Origin of the sequence: Pseudoduganella plicata, assembly GCF_004421005.1 — a bacterium.
Classification (GTDB): Bacteria; Pseudomonadota; Gammaproteobacteria; order Burkholderiales; family Burkholderiaceae_D; genus Rugamonas; species Rugamonas plicata.
On record NZ_CP038026.1, the window covers coordinates 1606217 to 1626284 of the forward strand.

The window sequence follows — 20068 nt, forward strand, 5'->3', positions numbered from 1 at the left end:
CACATGATCAGCCGATCACCTTTTTGACGACTTCGATCAGGCGCTGCGGGTCGAACGGCTTGACCAGCCAGCCATTGGCGCCGGCGGCGCGGCCCTTGGCCTTCATCTCGTCGGACGATTCCGTCGTCAGCATCAGGATCGGCGTCTTGGCGTACGACGGCAGTTCGCGCAGGTGCTTGATCAGCTGCAGGCCGTCCATCTTCGGCATGTTCTGGTCCGTCAGCACCAGGTCGACGTTCTGCAGCTTGGCCTTTTCCAGGCCGTCCTGGCCATCCACCGCTTCGACGACCTGGTAGCCGGCGGCCTTCAGGCTGAACGCCACCATCTGGCGCAGGGAGCTGGAGTCGTCGACTGCAAGAATTGTTTTAGCCATTTTTTTTATCTCACTAAAAAAAGAGTTCGGGCACTGTTGCCCCACGTGATTCGAATATATTGCCGGAGTCGAGTCGATATCAGAACAGCTCGATATCGCCGCTTTCCAGGTGCTTCTGGCTGACCGCCTTGCGCAGCACGCTGCGCAGTTCCAGGCTCTGGATCGCCAGCGCCATGCTGACCTTGCCCAGCAGGTCGACGATCGTGTCGTTGTCGCTGTCCGCTTCCATCTCGGCGCCATAGGTGCCGAGCGTGGCCAGGAACTCGCGCAGGCCCGTCACCCGTTTCAGGGTCCGGTCGATCAGCTGGCTCGTCATGTCCTGGAACTGCATGCTGGTAATTGCCGCGTTCACGTACGTGCTGACCTGTTCGCTCATCGCTTCGAGCTTGGCGCGCTCCTCGGGCGACGGCATGCCGCCATCGAGCAGCAGGCGGATCGTCGCGTCCTGCGCGCTGACCGCCTCGTGGATCGACATGAAGTTGCGCGACAGCTTCTCGATCGCTTCTTCCAGCAGCAGATTGGTCTGCAGCAGGTCGGTCTCCACCTCGGTCAGGTGATTCCTGCCGTGGTCCGACACGCCCGACAGCATGCGCTTGACGTGGGAGCCGAGGATTTTTTTTCTGTTCATAACAATCTCGTCTTGGGTGCTTTATTTGGGTGCCGCCACCGCGGCCGCCTGCGCCGCTTGCAGCGTCGCCGCCGTCGCCGTGCCCACTTCGAGCTTGCCGGCATCGCGCATCAGGTTCTCTTCCGTCTTCTTGTTCATCACAATGATGCTGATCCGCCGGTTGATGGGATTGAACGGGTCCTTGCGGTCCAGATGCGCCGCGTCGGCCAGCCCGACTACACGGATGATCTTGGCGTCCTGCATGCCGCCGTGCAGCAAAGCCCGGCGCGACGCATTGGCGCGATCCGCGGACAATTCCCAGTTACTGTAGCCCGTCTCGCTGAAATATGGCGTCGAATCCGTATGCCCCGTCAGACCGATGCGGTTCGGCACGTCGTTCAATACCGGTGCAATCTCTTCCAGGATTTCGCGCGTGTACGGCTGCAGCTCGGCCTTACCGCCCGGGAACATGGGCCGGTTCTGCTCGTCCACGATCTGGATGCGCAAGCCTTCGCTGGTGAAGTCCAGCAGCAGCTGGTCCCTGAATTTCTTCAGCGCCGGCGAATTCTCGATCTTGTCCTGGATGCGTTCCTTCAGCTGTTGCAGGCGCTGCGACTCTTCCTTCTCCAGCTGGGCTTTCGCGGCACTCAGGTTGAACGACTTCTTGGCCGTATCGACACCACCGGCATTGACCTGGCCGTCCTGCCGGGTCAGGTCCTTGCCGCCGCCCTTGATGATCGACGAGCTGTCGCCGCTGCCGGAGCCGCCCTGCATCGCCACCTTCAGTGGCGTCTTGAAGAATTCCGAAATACCGTTCAGGTCGCCTTTACTGGTCGAACCCAGCAGCCACATCAGCAGGAAGAACGCCATCATCGCCGTCACGAAGTCGGCATAGGCGATCTTCCACGCGCCGCCATGGTGGCCACCGGCTACCTTCTTGATGCGCTTGACGACAATCGCCTTACCGTCATCGGCCATGGTACTTCCCCCGGAACGCAGCCATTACTTCGACTTGGCCTTCTTGATGTGGTCTTCCAGCTCGGCAAACGTCGGGCGCTCGGTCGAGTACAGCACCTTGCGGCCGAACTCGACGGCCAGCGCCGGCGCGTAGCCGTTCAGGCTGGCCAGCAACGTCACCTTTACACATTGGAACATCTTGCTGGACTCGTCCAGCTTCTGCTCCAGCAGGCCGGACAGCGGACCGACGAAACCGTACGCCAGCAGAATGCCCAGGAACGTACCGACCAGCGCGTGCGCGATCAGCATGCCCAGTTCCGACGGCGGCAGGCCCACCGATTCCATCGTGTGGACCACGCCCATCACGGCCGCGACGATACCGAAGGCCGGCAGGCCATCGCCCAGCTTGGCAATCACGTGCACCGGCACGGCGCCCTCATGGTGGTGAGTTTCCAGCTCGTTGTCCATCAGGTTCTCGATCTGGAACGCATCCATATTGCCCGACACCATCAGGCGCAAGTAGTCCGTCATGAATTCGACGATGTGGTGGTCCTCGATCACGGAGGGGTATTTCGAGAACAGCGGGCTTTCCGCCGGCGATTCGATGTCGCCTTCGATCGACATCAGGCCTTCCTTGCGGACCTTGGACAGCACGTCGAACATCAACGACAGCAGCTCCATGTACAGCGTTTTCGTGTAGCGGGAGCCCTTCAGCAACGTCGGCAGCGCGGCCAGCGTGGCCTTGATCGCCTTGCCGTTGTTACCGACGAAGAACGCGCCCAGCGCGCCGCCGCCGATCATCAGCAATTCGAGGGGCTGGAACAGCGCCGCCAGATGGCCGCCAGCCATCGCAAAGCCGCCGAACACGCAGACCATCACGACAACGTAACCGATAATAACTAACAAACCAGCCCACCCTCAAAAAGATGCATCAGCGAAATAAATGCCACAGGGAACTACAATAGCGTGAGAACGCCTCCCGGGCAAGTGAAAGACGCCTAAAAACGCCAGAGATACAGAGGTGGCGTGCCCTCTGTGGTATGGATGGTCTTGTCGGGGATATAAGGCGGTATGGCGAATTCGTAACTTATTAACAAACTGCCACGGTGCATCTCGCGCCCGGCCTTTGCATATAATGCATTCATTACCGCCGGTGACAGGTACGCAAATACCGCGTCGTAATGACCGAACTGAATATTCTCATAATCGCCGCGGATAAAACGGGCACGGCTGCGGGTTATCTTCGCGCGCAGGAAAGAATATAACCACGGCAGCGGCGCCAGCTCGATGCCGGTGCATTCGATATCGGGCCGCAGCCGGGCCAGGTGCAAGGTCATGCCGCCCAACCCGCTGCCAACGTCGATGACGCGCAGGCCCGGCCGGTCCGGCAGCACGGCGGCCACCGCCTCCCATACGGGCTGGCTGGACGGAAAATACGGCACCTGCGTGCGAAACGTCGACCAATACCAGCCCAGCAGCACAATAAAGACGACGAGATAAAGAAGCGGTGGCAAGCCGAAGGCACTCGACACCAGCAGCGCCGGTGGAAACAGCAGCTGAATGACGCGCCACCACGGCGCCAGGCCGATTTTCCACGTGATGAGCATGGCCAGGATGCCCTGCAGGACCACGGCCTGCAACAAGGTCAGGTCGTAGCCGGCGGCGTCGAGGGCCAGAGCCAGCGCGGCACAGGGCAGCAGCGCGGCGATCTGCGCCAGCAGCGCGCGCACGGCGGGCGGGCGCAACGCGGCGTGCAAACAATGCAAAAGCCGGGACGGCATCATCGACCGGCCCGGCTTGAGAGGGAAACCAAGGGAGGGATGCGGCGCAACGTCAGCCTGCCGCCGCCTTGGGGCCCGTCCCGGCGTCCGCGTTGGCGCTCGCCTCGTCTCTGGCCTTGCGCGTCTTGCCTGCGCGCGACGGCATATGGCACAGGCCGCACTGATAGTCGCCGTTCAGGTCCATGCCATTGACGATGAACTTGCCCTGGCATTTGCTGCAGGTTTTCAGTTCCAGCATCTTGCTGGAAAAGAAGCGCACGAGGGTCCAGGCGCGCGTCAAGGACAGCAGCGGCTCTTCACCTGGCGCGGGCGGCATTTGCTCCAGGTACAGCTTATAGGCCTTCATGACGGCCTGGATGCCGGAAGCGCCCGCGTGCTCGACGAGGAAGTTGTGAATATTGATGAACAGCGACGAATGGATATTCGGCTGCCAGGTGAGGAACCAGTCGGTGGAAAACGGCAGCATGCCTTTCGGCGGCGACACACCCTTCAGCTCCTTGTAGAGCTTCAGCAGGCGCTCGCGCGACAGCGACACCTCCGATTCCAGCAATTGCAGGCGGGCGCCCAGATTGATCAGCTCGATGGCCAGCCCGATTTCCTGCGCTTCGCTCACGACACTTTTCTTGTTCATCATCCGTCCCCTGCACAACCGTTTTTTCTACTATACCGCTTACGCGATTTCTTCGACGCCTTGACCAGCCATCAGGATCGCGGCGTGCGACTGCGCCAGGGAGCGCTCTTTCGTGTGGTTCGTCAGCATGCCCAGGATGGCGCTGTCGTCGAAGCGGAAGCGGGCCAGCATCATGTTGCCACCGGCGAGCTTCAGGATCTGCGCATTGCTCATGCCTTCGATCAGTTCGGCGATATCGGCCGAGATACCCAGGCGGAAGATTGCCGTCACCTTGTCGGCACGGATCATCTGTTGCGCCAGCATCAGGTAGCTCAGGTTTGCGTCGCGGATCTCAGCCATCATGTCGTTTGCGGTCATCATCTTCAAATCTCCTTGTTGTGCAGCAATTGCGTTTCCGTTGAGATACATAGTGCCGTACGGCACCACACGCGGCAAGTTGCGTACGTCTGTATTTGGAGTAGGGATGACGACTGCTCGCCCTGTCGGCGTTTGTCTGACAAACGCAGGGCGATCATAGTGGCGCGCCAGTACTGGCGCGGGTCGGCGGATGATGGTTCCGGACGGAAATGATGCTCGTCGGAACGAAAAAAACTTTGTAAACCGGTGCTCTGATGCAGCAAATTTGCGACATCTGAACAGGGTAACGACACTGCTGAGCAAAACTTTAGGGTGTTCAGCAAAAAATTTTACGTTTTTTTCGCCTCAACCAAAGCACCGAACAGAGGCGGCTTTCTCGACCCTTCCTGCCGCTTCTGAAAACGGTAACGGCAGCGCCGCACGGAACTTTAGGCCTTTTCGCAAAAATGGATGAATTTTCTCCAAAAAGTGCAAAAGGCAGCACGCATGCGGGTTTGCGCCGGGACGCCGATGCCGGCCACATTGCCTTGCTGGCATCTTTCACATGCTACACTGCGGTTTTTCCTTGAAGCCTTAACTACCCGCATAAGGTTTTCCATGACCCTTAGCATCAAGACAACAAGGCAGGACTGCCTGGAACGCGACGCGCGCGACCCGCTGGCGCCGCTGCGCGACCAGTTCGACCTGCCGGCGGGCGTGATTTATCTGGATGGCAACTCTCTGGGTGCCCGGCCCAGGGCGGCACTGGCGCGTGCCACCGATGTGATCGCCCGGGAATGGGGCGCGGACCTGATCCGCAGCTGGAATACGGCAGGCTGGTTCGAGCTGCCGAAACGCCTGGGCGACCGGCTCGCGCCGATCGTGGGTGCCCTGCCCGGCGAAATCGTCGTCACGGACACGACGTCCGTCAACCTGTTCAAGGCGCTGGCGGCGGCGCTGGACCTGCAGCGCCCGCATGCCGAGCGCAAGGTCATCGTCACGGAGCGCAGCAACTTCCCCACGGATATATACATGGCCGAGGGCCTGGCCCGCTGGCTGGACCGGGGCTACCAGGTGCGCCTGATCGAGGATGTGACGGAGCTCGACGCTGCCGTCGGTGCCGACACGGCCGTGCTGATGCTGACGCACGTAAACTACCGCACGGGCCGCCAGCTGGACATGGCGGCGGTATCGGCCATGGCACGCGCCCGCGGTGCCGTCACGGTCTGGGACCTGGCGCATTCGGCTGGCGCCGTCCCGGTCGAACTGAACCGCGACGGTGCCGACTTTGCCGTCGGCTGCACCTATAAATACCTGAACGGCGGTCCCGGCGCGCCTGCCTTCATCTGGGTGCCGCGGCGGCACCAGGAAGCATTCGCCCAGCCCCTGTCCGGCTGGTGGGGCCACGCCGAGCCGTTTGCCATGGCGCCCTCGTTCGCACCGGCGCAGGGCATTGCACGCGCGTTGTGCGGCACGCAGCCGATCGCGTCGCTGGCTCTGGTCGAATGCGGCCTGGACGTGTTCGCGCAAACGAGCATGCCGGCGATTCGCGCCAAATCGCTGGCGCTGACGGACCTGTTCATCGAGCTGGTGGAGACGCAATGCGCCGGCCACCCGCTGGGGCTGGTAACGCCGCGCGAGCAGGCACAGCGCGGCAGCCACGTCAGTTTTACCCATCCGCACGGCTACGCCGTCATGCAGGCGCTGATCGCACGGGGCGTCATCGGCGACTACCGCGAGCCGGCCATCATGCGCTTCGGCTTCACGCCGCTGTACACGAGTTTTACGGACGTGTGGGACGCCGTGGCAATCCTGCGCGCCATCCTGGATGGCCAGGCCTACGATACCCAGGCCGCGCGCAGCGCCGTCACCTGAACGGAATTGGCGATGAACGAAGAAAACAAGCCGCCGCAATGGCATGGCGCCCAGCTCGATTTTTCGACATCCATGAGCTACGGCGACTACCTGGGGCTGGAACAGATCCTCAATGCGCAGCATCCGCTGTCGCCGAACCACAACGAGATGCTGTTCATCGTCCAGCACCAGACCAGCGAGCTGTGGATGAAGCTGATGTTGCACGAGATGCATGCCGTGCGCGCCCACCTGCGCAGCGACGACCTGGCGCCGGCCTTCAAGATGCTGGCCCGGGTGGCCCGTATCATGGACCAGCTGGTGCATGCCTGGGACGTGCTGGCAACCCTGACGCCGCCCGAGTACAGCGCCATTCGCCCATACCTGGGCGCGTCGTCCGGCTTCCAGTCGCACCAGTACCGCGAGATCGAATTCATCCTCGGCAACAAGAACGCCAACCTGCTGACGGTGCACGAGACCCGCCCGGAAACGCATGCGATTCTGCACCGGGCACTGACGGAGCCGTCCGTCTACGACGAAGCCATCCGCGTGCTGGCCCGCAACGGCCTGCCCGTCTCGCCCGAGCGGCTGGCCGTCGACCCCACTTTGGCGACGGTGGCCGACGACTCCGTCAAGGCGGCCTGGCTGGAGGTGTACCGCGATCCGGCGCGGCACTGGGCGCTGTACGAACTGGCCGAAAAGCTGGTGGACCTGGAAACGGCGTTCCGCTTCTGGCGCTTCCGCCACGTGACGACGGTCGAGCGCGTGATCGGCTTCAAGACGGGAACGGGCGGCACGGCCGGCGTGAGCTACCTGAAGAAAATGCTGGACGTGGTGCTGTTCCCCGAGCTGTTCGCGCTGCGCACCGCGCTGTAACGGGGAAACCGGGTCGGCGCCATTGCACTGTCATATTGGGTGACTATAATGGCATCACTTTTATGATAGCACCCACCACATGAAATCGACTCCGACGACCAGAACACTGGTCATGCTGCCGGTCCTGGCAGCCGCGCTGCTGTGCGGCACGGCCGAGGCGCGCAAGAAAACGATCAAAAGCGAGCCGGGCCAGTTCGACTACTACGCCCTCGCGCTGAGCTGGTCACCCCAATACTGCGCCGGCAGCGGCAACCGCGACCCCGACCAGTGCGCCGTGGGACGCCAGCTGGGCTTCGTGCTGCACGGCCTGTGGCCGCAGTTCGAGAAAGGCTATCCGCAGGACTGCTCGAACGAGCCGCTGCCGCATGCCGTGCGTGTCAAATACCAGGGCATCTTTGCCTCGCCGAAGCTGATCGGCCATGAATGGTCGAAACACGGCACCTGCTCCGGCCTGCCGGCGCAAGATTATATGGCCCTGTCGGCGCGCCTGAAGGACGGCCTGGCGATCCCCGCGCCCTACCGCAAGCCGGCCCAGCCGGTACGCGTGACGGCGGCCCAGTTCAAGGAAGAGTTCCGCAAAGCCAACCCGGCGCTGGCCGACAACGGCGTGGTTCCCTTCTGCACAGGCGCCGGGCGCTTCCTGCGCGAAGTCCATGCCTGCTACGACAAGGATGGTCATTCGCGCTCGTGCGCGGTGGAGCAGACGAAGCGGGCCGAAAAGAGCTGCGGCCAGGGATCGTTCCTGGTGCAAAGCGTCAGGTAACGGTGAACTGGCGAAGCCGGGAACGGGCACCCGTCGCCAGCGGTTCCTGAGTTAACGCTAGAATCCTGTCCATGACAAATGCGAGCACAACGTTAGACCTCGGCAGCTGCGACCGAGAACCCATCCGGACGCCGGGCAGCATCCAGCCGCACGGTTTCTTGCTGGCCCTGGACGCTGGCGGCACCGTTGTGCAGGCCAGCGAGAACGTAGAGAGTTATCTCGGCAAGCCTCCCGAGGCAGTGCTGGGATGTACTCTCGCGGACGCCGTCGGCGCCGACGCGGCGGTACAACTGCTGCCTGAACTGGGCCGCGGCCAGGTGCGCGAGCGGCCGGGCTTCGTGGCGACGATACGCCTCGCCACCGGCGGCACGGGCGGCTTCGATGTGCTGGCGCACTACTACGATGAACTCACCATGCTGGAGTTCGAGGCCGTGACGCGCTCCGGTGCGGCCGACTTTCGCCACGTCTTCCCGCTCGTCGGCGATTTTCTGCAGCAGCTCGACGACAACGACACGGTGGAGGACATGAGCCGCACCGCCGCCAGGGAAATCCGCGCGGTCACCGGGTTCGGCCGCGTGCTCGTCTACAAATTCGACAACGACGACCACGGCCACGTGCTGGCCGAAAGCAACGACGGTTCGCTGCCCTCCTATCTCGGCCAGCGTTTCCCCGCCACGGACATTCCGAAGCAGGCCCGCGAGCTGTACGCGTCCAACCGCATCCGCCTGATCAGTGACGCCAATTATCGGCCGGCCCGCCTCGTGCCTGCCGATAACCCCGTGACGAACGCGCCGAACGACCTGTCGTTTGCCGCACTGCGCAGCGTCTCGCCCGTGCATCTGCAGTACATGCGCAATATGGGCACGCTGGCGTCGATGTCGGTGTCGCTGATGGTCAAGGGCCGGCTGTGGGGTCTGATTTCCTGCCACAACGCCGCACCGTGCCACGTCCCGTTCGACAAACGCACGGCCTGCGAACAGCTGGGCCAGATCCTGGCGCTGCGCATCACCAGCCGCGAGGATGCGGACGAGCTGCAGTTCCGCCTGGAAGTGCGGCGCACGATGGTGTCGGTGCTGGCCGGCCTGACGCAGGGTGCCGACTTCGTCGAGAACATGGGCAGCGTGTTCCCGCAACTGCTGCATTTCGCCCGCGCGGGCGGTGCCGCCGTCGTGGTGGACGACAGGGTTGTGACGTTCGGCGACACCCCGGACGAGCCGCAGATTCGCGCGCTGATCGGCTGGCTCGACCAGCACACGCACGGCGACTTGTACCACACGGACCGCCTGGCCGAACAATTCCCGGCCGCACGCGCGTTCCAGGACCGCGCCAGCGGCCTGCTGGCGATGCCGATCTCGCGCATCCACAAACACTATCTGCTGTGGTTTCGCGCGGAATTCGTGCACACGGTCGACTGGGCCGGCAATCCGCACGACAAGGAGACGGTACCGGGGGCACCGCAACAGCTTTCGCCGCGCACCAGCTTCGCCAGTTGGCGCGAAACGATCCACGGCCGCAGCGCGCCATGGCATCCGGGCGAAATCGAAATGGCGCTGGAATTTCGCACGGCGCTGCTGGGCATTGCGCTGGAGCGTGCCGAGCAGATGGCCGAGCTGGCCGAGGAACTGGGCCGCGCCAACAAGGAGCTGGAGGCGTTTTCTTATTCCGTCTCGCACGACCTGCGCGCGCCGCTGCGCCATATCGTCGGTTTCTCCGACCTGCTGCTCGAAGCGGCGGGCAGCGACACGCCGGAAAAGCGTGGCCGCTTCCTCAAGAACATCAAGGAATCGGCCCGGCTGGCCGGCAAGCTGGTCGACGACCTGCTCAGCTTCTCGCAGATGGGTCGTGCGTCGCTGCGGCCCGTGCGGGTAAATATGAACGATCTGGTTCGTTCCTGCGTCGACAAGCTGATGCTCGACACGCAGGGCCGCAATGTGCAGTGGCACGTGGGCTCGTTGCCGGAAATCGTTGCCGACCCGACTTTCATCCAGCTAGCCTTGTATAATCTGCTGTCGAACGCCGTAAAATTCACCGGCCAGAAGGATCCTGCGATCATCCGCGTGGACGGCCGCACGAGTGCTGCCGAGACCGTATTCGAGATCAGCGATAACGGCGTGGGTTTCAATATGGACTACGTCCACAAGCTGTTCGGGGTGTTCCAGCGCTTGCACCGCATGGAGGATTTTCAGGGTACCGGCATTGGCCTGGCCAATGTGCGCCGCATCGTGGAGCGCCATGGCGGCCGCGTCGAAGCCCAGTCCGGTCCCCGCGGCGGCGCCACATTCACGTTTACCATTCCGAACACCTTACCGTCCGTATAGCATGCTGAAACCGATTCTCCTCGTGGAAGACAATCCCCACGACCTCGAACTGACCCTGATCGCGCTGGAAAAGAGCCAGCTTGCCAATGAAGTCATCGTCGTTCGTGACGGCGCCGAGGCGCTCGATTACCTGTACGCCCGCGGCGATTACGCGGCACGCCAGCGGGGCAACCCCGCCGTCGTGCTGCTGGACCTGAAACTGCCGAAAGTGGACGGTCTCGAAGTGCTGCGCGAGATCCGCACGACGCCGGACCTGCGCGCCATGCCGGTGGTGATGCTGACGTCCTCCCGCGAGGAGCAGGACCTGATCCGCAGCTATGAACTGAACGTCAACGCCTACGTGGTCAAGCCCGTCGACTTCAAGGAGTTCGTGCGCGCCATCTCCGACCTGGGCATCTTCTGGGCCGTGCTGAACGAACCGCCACCGGGCTCGCACCGTTACGTGCGCCCGCAGAACTGAGGCGGTCCACCGAGATTTTGTCCCGGCGCCGGTGATGTTCGCAATTGCAACGCCCACGCGCATGGATCGAGCTGGGTGCGCCGAAGACGCTGGACGCGGCGCAGATGGCCAGATTGCAGGCGCTGACCGCGGACCGGCCCAGGCACCGCGCGCTGCGGGTGCCGGCGTCCGGCAAGGCCAGCGTGGCGGTAGCGATGCGCATCAACGACGTGGTGCTGGTGAATGTCCGGCGCGTGCCGTAACGCGCGGTAACTAAGCGGCCTTGCGTCGCCGCAGCAGGTGGCGGATGCGGGCGCTCAGCACGTCCGCGTTGTACGGCTTCTGCAGCAGGCTGACGGTGGGATCGAGCTTGCCTTCGTGGGCCAGCACCCCTTCCGCATAGCCGGAGGTAAACAGGATCTGCGCGTCCGGCCGCTTCTTGCGCACCAGCTCGGCCAGTTCCAGGCTGCTCATCCGGCCCGGCATGATCACGTCGGTAAACAGCAGGTCGACGTGTGCGCCCCCCGCCACCATGCGCGCGGCATGGTCGGCATCGGGCGCCTGCAGCACCTGGTAACCCAGCGCGGACAACAGTTCGGTGGTGGCGTGGCGCACGGCCTCCTCGTCTTCCACCACGAGGATGGTCTCGACGCCGCCGGACAGCGCCGGTGCCGGCACATCGTCCTCCTGCGCCGGCGCGTGGGCGCTGCGGCGCAGGTAGATCCGCACGCTGGTGCCTTCGCCCTGCGCGCTGTTGAGGACGATTTCGCCGCCCGACTGCTTCACGAAGCCATAAGCCATCGACAATCCCAGCCCTGTGCCCTGCCCCGTCGGCTTGGTCGTGAAGAACGGTTCGAACGCGCGCTGCAGGATTTCCGGCGGCATGCCGTTGCCCGTATCGGCCACCTCGATCATCAGGTAGTCGCCGTTGCTCAGTTCGGCCTCGCGCGCCGCGGCACTGTCGATATTGCGGGCGCGGATCGTCAGCGTGCCGCCATCCGGCATCGCGTCGCGCGCGTTGATGGCCAGGTTGAGGATGACGTTGTGCAGCTGGCTGGGGTCGACTGCCGTGCTCCACAGGTTTTCGCCCAGGTCGCTTACGATCGTCGCCTGCGGTCCCAGCACGCGGCGCAGCATCTCCTCCATATCCATGAGCACGACGGCCGGATCGATGACGACGGCCTGCAGCGGCTGGCGCCGCGCAAAGGCCAGCAGGTGCGCCGCCAGCCGCGCGCCCCGTTCGACGCCGGCCAGCGCCGTGTCGATGCGGGTGCGGGCGCTGTCATTGACACCGCCGATCAGTTTCAGCAGCTGCAGGTTGCCGCCGATGATCTGCAACACGTTGTTGAAGTCATGCGCCACGCCACCCGTCAGCTGGCCGATGGCTTCCATTTTCTGCGCCTGGTGCAGTGCCGCCTGGCTCAGGCGCAGTTGTTCCTCGCTGCGCGCCAGCGACGCAAAGGCTTCGTCGCGCTGACGCCGTGCCACGCAGGCGCCGCTGTGATAGCGCAGCCGTGCCACCAGTTCGCGCGGGTCCGGCCATTTGACGAGGTAGTCATTGGCGCCATGGGCAAAGGCCTGCACCTTGATGTCCGGGTCCGGTTCGGAAGACAGCAGCACGATGGGAATGTGCTCTGTGCGCGGATCGGCACGCAGGCTGCGGATGACCGCAAAGCCGTCCGTGCCGGGCATGCGCAGGTCGACGAGAACGACACTGACGGCATGTGCGACGGCCAGATCGACGGCGCGCTCGGCGCAGTGCTCGTAGCACAGCGTGATATCGGCGTGTTGTTCAAGGCTGTGTAACAGGTAGTCCCGCGCCAGCGCTTCGTCGTCAATAAGGAGCACGGAGCAGGTACTGTGTTGCATGATGAGGGTGATCCGGGTTATGTGTGAACAAAAGGCAAGATTACATTCTACTTCATACTTTTCAACGGCGCGTCAAGCGGTTTCAACCGTGCGCAGGCCCGGCATGCTGTAATACGGTTGTCATCCCGCGAGGATATCGTGGCGCTCACGCTTTCCACCTTGCCAACATACATGAAGCCCGACACTGCCAGTGCCTCGCCCCGCTTCGCGCCGCTGCTGACCCGGCATGGGCGGGAGGAAACGCTGCCCTACGCGCCGCCGCCGTGGCAGCTCAAGCGCTGCCTGGAGACGGACATTGTATTTCTTGCCAACCCGCCCGCCTATGGCCAGTACAGCGAACAGTTCGCCTACGAAGTGACGTTTGCCGGCGAATCGGCCGCACGCCGCCGGGCCGAACCCATGCGCTATGCGATCAGCACGGGGTTGAAGCGGTTTCGCGCCAATGTCCTGAAGCGCAACAAGACGCTGCGCATCGTGCGCGCGCTGCTGGCCGGGAGCGCGAGAGGCCAGGTGAACGTGCTTGACGTCGGCTGCGGCTGGGGCTCGTTGCTAGACGAGCTGGGCCGCACGCTGGCGCCGGCCGACCGGGCCCGCTATGTTCCCCATGGAATCGAGATCTCGCGCGAACTGGCGCGCATTTCGGACGCGAAACTGCGGCCGCTGGGCGGCCGTTGCGTGCACGCGCCCGCGCTGGACGGCCTGGCGCAGTTCGGCGGCGGCTGCTTCGACATCGTCGTCATGGCGTCCTACCTGGAACACGAGCTCAACCCCGTGCCCGTGTTGCGCCAGGCCCGCGCCCAACTGAGCGAGGCGGGGTCCATTGTTGTCAAGGTGCCCAATTTCGACTGCTGGAACCGCACGCTGCGGGGTGCGCGCTGGTGCGGCTTCCGCTGGCCCGACCACGTCAATTACTTCACCCCGGCCACGCTGCGCCGCACCGTCGCGGCGGCCGGCCTGCACGTCGTCCGCTTCGACGCGAATCCGCTGAGCGACAATATGTATGCGGTATTGGCAGCCGATCCTGTCGGCCCGCTTTACAGTTCCACGCGGAAAAATAGCCAAGCTGTTGATTTGTAGGGTCGCGCCAGCTCTGGCGTGGCACTTGCTTGCAAGACGGGTCCTACTACGCCATGGAGACCGCAATGACAACTGCCCTGCCTAAATTCCTGACCGCGCTGGCTTTCGCGCTGTGCTCGCTGTCCGCCAGCGCGACCGTCATGATCGCCAGCAGCAATACGTACACCACCGCGCTGAGCGGGACGGCCGAGGCGCCGCCCAACGAATCGCCCGGCACGGGCACCGCGACTGTCGGGTTCGACATCGACACGCATACGCTCGTCATCGACGTCACCTTCTCCGGCCTGATCGGCATGACAACGGCAGCCCACATCCACTGCTGCACGGCCATTCCAGGCGAAGGGACCGCCGGCGTGGCGACACAGGTACCGAATTTCGTCGATTTCCCGCTCGGTGTGACGGCAGGCGTCTACAGCCACGTGTTCGATACGTCACTGGCCGGCACGTGGAACCAGGCCTTCATCAACGCGCACGGCGGTACGACTGCGGGGGCCGAGGCGGCCCTGCTGGCCGGGCTCGACAGCGGCTCGGCCTACTTCAACATCCACAGCACGGCCGCGCCGGGCGGCGAGATCCGCGGCTTCCTGCAGCCGGTGCCGGAACCGGCGACAGTGGCGATGCTGGCGCTGGGCGCGCCACTGATGCTGGCACTAGCGCGGCGGCGCAAACGGCACTGCTGACGTCTTTAGCGCCGAGCACGCGCACCGGCTGCCAACTGCGGACAGAGATGTGACGGTCGGCGACCTGCCGGCGTTCGCCGCCCCCTGAACGCGCTCGATCAGCGGCGGCGCAAGTCGCCGCCGACCGCTTCGTCGACCCGTCGTTCGCAGCGTTCGCCCCAGCCCGGCTCCTCCCGCGCGATGTCGTCCATGCGCATCACGCGCCCCATATGCGCTTCCAGTGCCGCGCGGCGCTCCGGCGTGTCGTCGATCAGGCGGCGCAGGCGCCACAGCGCATCGCCATATGGCGCCAGTATCGGCCCGATCGCCCCCATGCAGTCGCCCACGTGCAGCAGCATCGTCTGCGCTGCCCGCGAGTCGTCGTCGTCCGTCGCCAGGATGCCTTGCTGCGTCGCGATGACGGCGTTGGCGACGGCGCGCCGTACGCGTGGGTCGTCACCGAAGTGCTGCGCGATATGCCGCTCCAGGTCATCGCGCACGCCGTTGTCGTTGACGTCGACGCCGGCCAGCGTGGCGCACCCGGCATCGCCCGGACCGGACGGGAGTTCGGCCGCCAGGTTCGGCCATGCCGGCACCGCGGCGGCCCGCGCGGTGCCGGCCAGCAGGCCGAACGACAGGACGATGGCGGCAACGTAGTGCAGGCGGACGGCGGCGGTGGTCATGTCATTCCCCGGTTGAACAGTGGACGTACAGAATACCGTCAGGAAATTTCCGCCGATTGTAGAAAATCAGTCTGGTTGCACATTCACAAATCGGAGACAGGCTCCCTTCCCAGGCGGGCAGCGCACGGCTGCGAGCCGGCGTGCGAACCTCTTCCAGCGAGGAGAAGCGTACTGCCCTGAAAGTGCGCGCGCATAAAAAACGGCCCGGTCACCCGGGCCGTTCTTGACGAGAACCGCCGCGAATTACTTCAGCAGCATCTCATTGACACGCTTGACGAAAGCGGCCGGATCCGTCAGGGTGCCGCCCTCGGCCAGCAGGGCCTGGTCGAACAGGATATGCGTCCAGTCGGCGAACTTGCCGTCTTCCGCATTCTCGTACTTCAGGCGCGTGACCAGCGGATGGTTCGGGTTGATTTCCAGGATCGGCTTCGACTCGGGCGCGTTCTGGCCGGCGGCCTTCAGCATGCGCAGCAGGTTGCCGGACAGTTCGTGCTCGTCCGCCACCAGGCAGGCCGGCGAGTCGGTCAGGCGGAACGTGACGCGCACGTCCTTGGCCTTCTCGCCCAGCGTTTCCTTCATCTTCGCGACAAGCTCCTTGTATTGGTTCTCGGTTTCCTCATGTTCCTTCTTCTCGGCCTCGTCCTCCAGCTTGCCCAGGTCCAGGCCACCCTTGGCGACCGACACCAGTTCCTTGCCTTCGAACTCGGTCAGGAACGACAGCATCCATTCGTCGACACGGTCCGTCAGCAGCAGCACTTCGACGCCCTTCTTGCGGAAGATCTCCAGGTGCGGGCTGTTCTTCGCGGCCGTGAAGCTGTCGGCCGTGACGTAGTAGATCTTGTCCTGGCCTTCCTTCATGCGGCCCACGTAGTCGGCCAGCGCTACCACCTGGTCGGCCGAATCGGCGTTGGTCGACGCGAAGCGCAGCAGCTTGGCAATGCGGTCCTTGTTCGCCATGTCCTCGCCGATGCCTTCCTTGAGCACCTGGCCGAACTCCGTCCAGAACGTGGCGTACTTGTCCTTCTTCTCCTGCTCCTCGGCGTTCGCCAGTTCCTCCAGCATGCCGATGACGCGCTTGGTCGAGCCTTCGCGGATCGCCTTGACGTCGCGCGACTCCTGCAGGATCTCGCGCGACACGTTCAGCGGCAGGTCGGCCGAATCGATCACGCCCTTGACGAAGCGCAGGTAGGTCGGCATCAGCTGCTCGGCATCGTCCATGATGAAGACGCGCTTGACGTACAGCTTCAGGCCACCGCGCTTGTTGCGGTCCCACAGGTCGAACGGCGCCTTGGCCGGGATGTACAGCAGCTGCGTGTATTCGCTGCGGCCCTCCACGCGGTTGTGCGTATAGGTCAGCGGCGCGGCGAAGTCGTGCGAGACGTGCTTGTAGAACTCCTCGTACTGCTCGGGCGTGATGTCGCTCTTGGAACGGGCCCACAGGGCGCTGGCCTGGTTGATGGTCTCCGGCTCGTCTTTCGTCACCATCTCCTTCTTCTCTTCGTCCCACTCTTCTTTCGCCATCTGGATCGGCAGCGAGATGTGGTCGGAGTATTTGGTGATGATGGATTTGAGCTTCCAGGTGGACAGCAGCTCGTCCTCGCCTTCGCGCAGGTGCAGGATGATGTCGGTGCCGCGGCTGGTCTTCTCGATGGCTTCGACGCTGTAGTCGCCTTCGCCGGCCGATTCCCAGCGCACGGCTTCCGTCGGCTGCAGGCCGGCCCGGCGCGTTTCGACGGTGATCCTGTCGGCCACGATGAAGCCGGAGTAGAAGCCCACGCCGAACTGGCCGATCAGGGCTGCATCCTTCTGCTGATCGCCGGACAGCTTGCCGAAGAATTCCTTGGTGCCGGATTTGGCGATCGTGCCGAGGTGCGAGATGACCTCGTCGCGGCTCATGCCGATGCCGTTGTCCGAAATGGTGATGGTGCGGGCGGCCTTGTCGAAGCTGACCTTGATCTTCAGTTCGTGGTCGCTGCCGTACAGCGCGTCGTTGTTGATCGCTTCGAAGCGCAGTTTGTCGGCCGCGTCGGAAGCGTTCGAGATCAGCTCGCGGAGAAAGATCTCCTTGTTCGAGTAGAGCGAATGGATCATCAGCTGCAGCAGCTGCTTCACTTCCGCCTGGAAGCCCAGAGTTTCTTTGTTATCAGCCATTTCTACCTCAATATATGTTGAGCAGGGTTTCAGGGATTGCCGGAATATCGGGTTGTCATTCTATCTTTCAAGACCTGATCGGCAAAGTTTTCGCCCACCGCCGCGGGGCAAAAACCGGCGAAAACCGGTGACAGGCTCCGTTTTTCGCAGAAAACGGAGCCTGTCACCGGTTTTGGCGCCTGCCACCGCTCTTTCTTCCTACCGCTCCAGCTCACGCTGCAGGAAACGCCAGATGGCCGGGTCCTGCATGGCCGCGACGTTCAGCCGCATGAACGACGACGGCAGCTGGCTGGGCGAGAACAGGCTGCCGGGTGCCAGCAGCAGCCCGGCCGACATGGCCCGCTCGGCCAGCACGTTGGTGTCGCGCCCCGCGTCGGTCCAGACGAACAGCCCGGCCGGGGGCGCCACGTCCACCTTCAGGCCGACCCGTTCCATCTGGCGCACCGTGCGCGCCCGGATGCCGTCCAGGCGCGCGCGCATGCGCTCGGCGTGCTTGCGGTACGAGCCTTCGCACAGGATCCGATGCACGACCCGCTCGCCGATATCGGACGTCGTCAACGTTTGCAGCATCTTGCGGTCGGCCAGCCGCCGCGCAAGTTCGGGCGACGTGGCGATGAAGCCGACGCGCAGGTTGGCGGCCATCGTCTTGGAAAAACCCGACAGGTAGATGACGTTGCGCAGCTGGTCCAGCGCGGCCAGACGCGTGGCGGGCTGCACGGCCACGCCGGGATGCAGGTCGCAATAAATATCGTCCTCGACGACGACGATGCCATGCTGCTCGGCGATGCGCAGCACCTGGAACGCCTTGGCCGCTGACAGCGACGCGGACGTGGGGTTGTGCAGCACCGAGTTGATGACGTACAGCTTCGGCTTGTGCAGCGCCGCCAGCTCGGCCAGGCGCGCCAGGTCCGGGCCGTCCGCCAGCCGCGGCACGCCGATCACGCGGGCGCCGAGCGCGGCAAACGACGCGAACATCAGGAACCAGGCGGGATCGTCGACCAGGATGGTGTCGCCGGGTCGCGTGAACTCGCGCGCCACCATGTCCAGCGCCTGCGTCACGCCGGCCGTCGTCACGATCTGCTCCGGCGTGGCGGCGATCTCGATTTCCGCCAGCTTGTGCTGCAGTTGCTGGCGCAGCGGCAGGAAGCCCTGCGGCACGCCATAGTTCAACAGAATGTCCTGCTGCCGGCGCGCGACACGGCGCAGCGCGCCCGCCACCGCGGCGCCATCGAGCCATTCGGCCGGCAGCACGCCGGTTCCCGGCATCTGCTGGTGCGGCAGCTGGCGGAACATGTTCCGCACCAGCCAGACGACATCGAGCCCCTGCTGCGCCGGTTCGACAGGCGTATCGGTCGAGGTACTGGCCGCCGCCGCGTCGGCGCGCGCGCGGATGAAGAAACCGGCGCCGCGGCGCGACTCGAGGTAGCCGCGCGCTACCAGCTTGTCGTACGCGGCCACCACGGTGAACGGCGAGACGCCTTGGCTGGCGGCGAACGCACGGATCGACGGCATGCGGCTGCCGGCGCGCAGCAGGCGCTCGTCGATGCGGGCGGCGACGCCGCGCACGATCTGGTCGGTCAGCGGCTCGGTGCCGTCGCGGCTGAGCAGCCCGAGCGCCATGGATGTATTGGTCATTTGTCCATTACAGTTATTGATGTGCGTAGGGGAAGTGTACCGGCACTGTACCGGCATAACGGGATACGATACCCTCAATCCAGCCACCTCGCCACCATCATGCCCATCCAGACCATCCGCACGCAGTCGCGCTTTGCCCTTGCCGACGAAACCGTCGGCATGCTGCTCGGCCTGACGGGCGTGGCCATCTTCAGCCTGACGTTGCCATTCACGCGCCTCGCCGTGGCCGGCCTGGATCCGACGTTCGCGGCGATGGCACGCGCCGTCGGCGCGGCGCTGCTGGCCGCTCTGTGGCTGGGCATACGGCGCGCGCCATTGCCGCCCCGCGCGGCGTTGCCGGCGCTGGCTGCGGTCGCCGGCGGCTGCGTGATCGGCTTTCCGCTGCTGACGTCTCTTGCCATGCGCTCGCTGCCGGCGTCGCACGGCGCCGTTCTGGTCGGCATCCTGCCTCTTGCCACCGCGCTGTGCGCCGCGCTGCGCGGCCATGAACGGCCCTCGGCCGCGTTCTGGGCCAGCGCGCTGCTGGGTTCCGGTCTCGTGGCCGGGTTCGCGCTGTATCAGGGCGGCGGCGCGCTGCATGCGGCCGATCTGGCGATCTTCGCGGCCGTACTGGCCGCGGCCTGGGGGTACGCGGAAGGCGGCAGGCTGGCGCGCACGCTGGGCGGCCAGCAGGTCATCAGCTGGGCCCTGCTGCTGTCGCTCCCCGTGGCGCTGCCCATGACGCTCGTGCAGCTGTGGCGTCACGGCGCGGCCATTGGTGCCGCCGGCCTGCCGGCGTGGCTGGGCTTTGCGTACACGTGCGTGTTCTCGATGTTCCTTGGCTTCTTCTTCTGGTATCGCGGCATGGCGCTGGGCGGCGTGGCCCGCGTGGGCCAGGTACAGCTGGTGCAGCCGTTCCTGACGCTGCTGGGCGCCGCGCTGGTACTGGGCGAGCCGCTGCAGGCCGGCCACGTGGCATTCGCGCTGGCGGTGATTGCGGTCGTTGCCGTGGGCCGGCGCACGGCCGTGCAACGGCGCGCGGGATAGCCGGCCGCGCTGCCTGCCGTGCTGCCCGCCTCACTG

The 20068-nt window shown here is 64.5% G+C and carries 20 protein-coding genes; 9 read left to right on the top strand and 11 right to left on the bottom strand.

Translation table 11 applies throughout. The annotated features are described in order from the left end of the window. Nucleotides 1–7: 7 nt before the first annotated feature. From E1742_RS06985 to flhD, 7 genes are all read right to left on the bottom strand, one after another. Entirely contained in the window at nucleotides 8–373 is a 366-nt protein-coding gene (locus E1742_RS06985; RefSeq protein WP_134384156.1) for a response regulator, read from the bottom strand. Nucleotides 374–452: 79 nt separating this feature from the next. Beyond that, the gene (locus E1742_RS06990) at nucleotides 453–1001 is read right to left on the bottom strand and encodes a chemotaxis protein (RefSeq protein ID WP_134384157.1); all 549 of its coding nucleotides are present in this window, start codon (nucleotides 999–1001) and stop codon (nucleotides 453–455) included. A gap of 21 nt (nucleotides 1002–1022) precedes the next feature. Next, the gene (gene motB / locus E1742_RS06995) at nucleotides 1023–1958 is read right to left on the bottom strand and encodes a flagellar motor protein MotB (RefSeq protein WP_134384158.1); all 936 of its coding nucleotides are present in this window, start codon (nucleotides 1956–1958) and stop codon (nucleotides 1023–1025) included. A 24-nt stretch (nucleotides 1959–1982) separates the two neighbouring features. Further along, nucleotides 1983–2843: a flagellar motor stator protein MotA gene (gene motA / locus E1742_RS07000; RefSeq protein WP_134384159.1), complete on the bottom strand. Its 861-nt coding sequence runs from the start codon at nucleotides 2841–2843 to the stop codon at nucleotides 1983–1985. A 92-nt stretch (nucleotides 2844–2935) separates the two neighbouring features. After that, on the bottom strand, nucleotides 2936–3721 hold the full coding sequence (locus E1742_RS07005; RefSeq protein ID WP_229466594.1) for an SAM-dependent methyltransferase: 786 nt from the start codon (nucleotides 3719–3721) through the stop codon (nucleotides 2936–2938). Between the two features lie 49 nt (nucleotides 3722–3770). Beyond that, nucleotides 3771–4349, bottom strand: a complete 579-nt coding sequence (gene flhC / locus E1742_RS07010; protein ID WP_134384160.1) for a flagellar transcriptional regulator FlhC — start codon at nucleotides 4347–4349, stop codon at nucleotides 3771–3773. 39 nt (nucleotides 4350–4388) lie between these two features. Then, nucleotides 4389–4706, bottom strand: coding sequence for a flagellar transcriptional regulator FlhD (gene flhD, locus E1742_RS07015; protein WP_134388075.1), 318 nt, complete (start codon nucleotides 4704–4706; stop codon nucleotides 4389–4391). Nucleotides 4707–5303: 597 nt separating this feature from the next. Here flhD and kynU point away from each other — a divergent pair. The 6 genes from kynU (at nucleotide 5304) to E1742_RS07045 (ending at nucleotide 11195) form a co-directional block, all read left to right on the top strand. Continuing rightward, complete coding sequence (gene kynU / locus E1742_RS07020; RefSeq protein WP_134384161.1) at nucleotides 5304–6560, top strand: kynureninase; 1257 nt, start codon at nucleotides 5304–5306, stop codon at nucleotides 6558–6560. Nucleotides 6561–6572: 12 nt separating this feature from the next. Next, nucleotides 6573–7412: a tryptophan 2,3-dioxygenase gene (gene kynA / locus E1742_RS07025; RefSeq protein WP_134384162.1), complete on the top strand. Its 840-nt coding sequence runs from the start codon at nucleotides 6573–6575 to the stop codon at nucleotides 7410–7412. A gap of 79 nt (nucleotides 7413–7491) precedes the next feature. Further along, entirely contained in the window at nucleotides 7492–8175 is a 684-nt protein-coding gene (locus E1742_RS07030; RefSeq protein ID WP_134384163.1) for a ribonuclease T2 family protein, read from the top strand. Between the two features lie 71 nt (nucleotides 8176–8246). Next, a complete protein-coding gene (locus E1742_RS07035) occupies nucleotides 8247–10493 on the top strand; it encodes an ATP-binding protein (RefSeq protein ID WP_134384164.1) in 2247 nt (748 codons plus the stop codon). A gap of 1 nt (nucleotide 10494) precedes the next feature. Next, nucleotides 10495–10953 carry a response regulator gene (locus tag E1742_RS07040; RefSeq protein ID WP_134384165.1) on the top strand — a complete coding sequence of 153 codons (459 nt, stop codon included), beginning with the start codon at nucleotides 10495–10497 and terminating at the stop codon, nucleotides 10951–10953. Nucleotides 10954–10997: 44 nt separating this feature from the next. Then, entirely contained in the window at nucleotides 10998–11195 is a 198-nt protein-coding gene (locus E1742_RS07045; RefSeq protein ID WP_134384166.1) for a hypothetical protein, read from the top strand. Between the two features lie 10 nt (nucleotides 11196–11205). On the opposite strand, the gene E1742_RS07050 is transcribed toward E1742_RS07045, so the two are convergent. Further along, nucleotides 11206–12801 (bottom strand): response regulator, encoded by a 1596-nt coding sequence (locus E1742_RS07050; RefSeq protein WP_134384167.1) that lies wholly within the window; start codon nucleotides 12799–12801, stop codon nucleotides 11206–11208. Between the two features lie 171 nt (nucleotides 12802–12972). Between E1742_RS07050 and E1742_RS07055 the strand changes: the two genes are divergently transcribed. After that, the gene (locus tag E1742_RS07055) at nucleotides 12973–13878 is read left to right on the top strand and encodes a class I SAM-dependent methyltransferase (protein ID WP_134384168.1); all 906 of its coding nucleotides are present in this window, start codon (nucleotides 12973–12975) and stop codon (nucleotides 13876–13878) included. A gap of 65 nt (nucleotides 13879–13943) precedes the next feature. Continuing rightward, entirely contained in the window at nucleotides 13944–14558 is a 615-nt protein-coding gene (locus E1742_RS07060; protein ID WP_229466598.1) for a CHRD domain-containing protein, read from the top strand. Between the two features lie 98 nt (nucleotides 14559–14656). Here E1742_RS07060 and E1742_RS07065 read toward each other — a convergent pair whose 3' ends face one another. From E1742_RS07065 to E1742_RS07075, 3 genes are all read right to left on the bottom strand, one after another. Beyond that, nucleotides 14657–15220, bottom strand: a complete 564-nt coding sequence (locus E1742_RS07065) for a hypothetical protein (RefSeq protein ID WP_134384169.1) — start codon at nucleotides 15218–15220, stop codon at nucleotides 14657–14659. Between the two features lie 243 nt (nucleotides 15221–15463). Then, nucleotides 15464–17371, bottom strand: a complete 1908-nt coding sequence (gene htpG, locus E1742_RS07070) for a molecular chaperone HtpG (RefSeq protein WP_134384170.1) — start codon at nucleotides 17369–17371, stop codon at nucleotides 15464–15466. A 198-nt stretch (nucleotides 17372–17569) separates the two neighbouring features. Beyond that, nucleotides 17570–19006, bottom strand: a complete 1437-nt coding sequence (locus tag E1742_RS07075; RefSeq protein WP_134384171.1) for an aminotransferase-like domain-containing protein — start codon at nucleotides 19004–19006, stop codon at nucleotides 17570–17572. Nucleotides 19007–19105: 99 nt separating this feature from the next. On the opposite strand from E1742_RS07075, the gene E1742_RS07080 reads away from it, so the two are divergent. Next, nucleotides 19106–20032, top strand: coding sequence for a DMT family transporter (locus E1742_RS07080; RefSeq protein WP_229466600.1), 927 nt, complete (start codon nucleotides 19106–19108; stop codon nucleotides 20030–20032). Nucleotides 20033–20068: the final 36 nt, after the last annotated feature.

Excerpts from the sequence above, each read along its gene's own strand:
- flhD (WP_134388075.1), bottom strand. The coding sequence starts at position 4,706 with ATGACCGCAAACGACATGATGGCTGAGATCCGCGACGCAAACCTGAGC.
- E1742_RS06985 (WP_134384156.1), bottom strand. The coding sequence starts at position 373 with ATGGCTAAAACAATTCTTGCAGTCGACGACTCCAGCTCCCTGCGCCAG.
- motB (WP_134384158.1), bottom strand. The coding sequence starts at position 1,958 with ATGGCCGATGACGGTAAGGCGATTGTCGTCAAGCGCATCAAGAAGGTA.
- E1742_RS07065 (WP_134384169.1), bottom strand. The coding sequence starts at position 15,220 with ATGACCACCGCCGCCGTCCGCCTGCACTACGTTGCCGCCATCGTCCTG.
- E1742_RS06990 (WP_134384157.1), bottom strand. The coding sequence starts at position 1,001 with ATGAACAGAAAAAAAATCCTCGGCTCCCACGTCAAGCGCATGCTGTCG.
- E1742_RS07060 (WP_229466598.1), top strand. The coding sequence starts at position 13,944 with ATGACAACTGCCCTGCCTAAATTCCTGACCGCGCTGGCTTTCGCGCTG.
- E1742_RS07055 (WP_134384168.1), top strand. The coding sequence starts at position 12,973 with ATGAAGCCCGACACTGCCAGTGCCTCGCCCCGCTTCGCGCCGCTGCTG.
- E1742_RS07080 (WP_229466600.1), top strand. The coding sequence starts at position 19,106 with ATGCCCATCCAGACCATCCGCACGCAGTCGCGCTTTGCCCTTGCCGAC.
- E1742_RS07005 (WP_229466594.1), bottom strand. The coding sequence starts at position 3,721 with ATGATGCCGTCCCGGCTTTTGCATTGTTTGCACGCCGCGTTGCGCCCG.
- E1742_RS07040 (WP_134384165.1), top strand. The coding sequence starts at position 10,495 with ATGCTGAAACCGATTCTCCTCGTGGAAGACAATCCCCACGACCTCGAA.
- flhC (WP_134384160.1), bottom strand. The coding sequence starts at position 4,349 with ATGAACAAGAAAAGTGTCGTGAGCGAAGCGCAGGAAATCGGGCTGGCC.
- htpG (WP_134384170.1), bottom strand. The coding sequence starts at position 17,371 with ATGGCTGATAACAAAGAAACTCTGGGCTTCCAGGCGGAAGTGAAGCAG.
- E1742_RS07030 (WP_134384163.1), top strand. The coding sequence starts at position 7,492 with ATGAAATCGACTCCGACGACCAGAACACTGGTCATGCTGCCGGTCCTG.
- E1742_RS07050 (WP_134384167.1), bottom strand. The coding sequence starts at position 12,801 with ATGCAACACAGTACCTGCTCCGTGCTCCTTATTGACGACGAAGCGCTG.
- kynA (WP_134384162.1), top strand. The coding sequence starts at position 6,573 with ATGAACGAAGAAAACAAGCCGCCGCAATGGCATGGCGCCCAGCTCGAT.
- E1742_RS07035 (WP_134384164.1), top strand. The coding sequence starts at position 8,247 with ATGACAAATGCGAGCACAACGTTAGACCTCGGCAGCTGCGACCGAGAA.
- E1742_RS07075 (WP_134384171.1), bottom strand. The coding sequence starts at position 19,006 with ATGACCAATACATCCATGGCGCTCGGGCTGCTCAGCCGCGACGGCACC.
- kynU (WP_134384161.1), top strand. The coding sequence starts at position 5,304 with ATGACCCTTAGCATCAAGACAACAAGGCAGGACTGCCTGGAACGCGAC.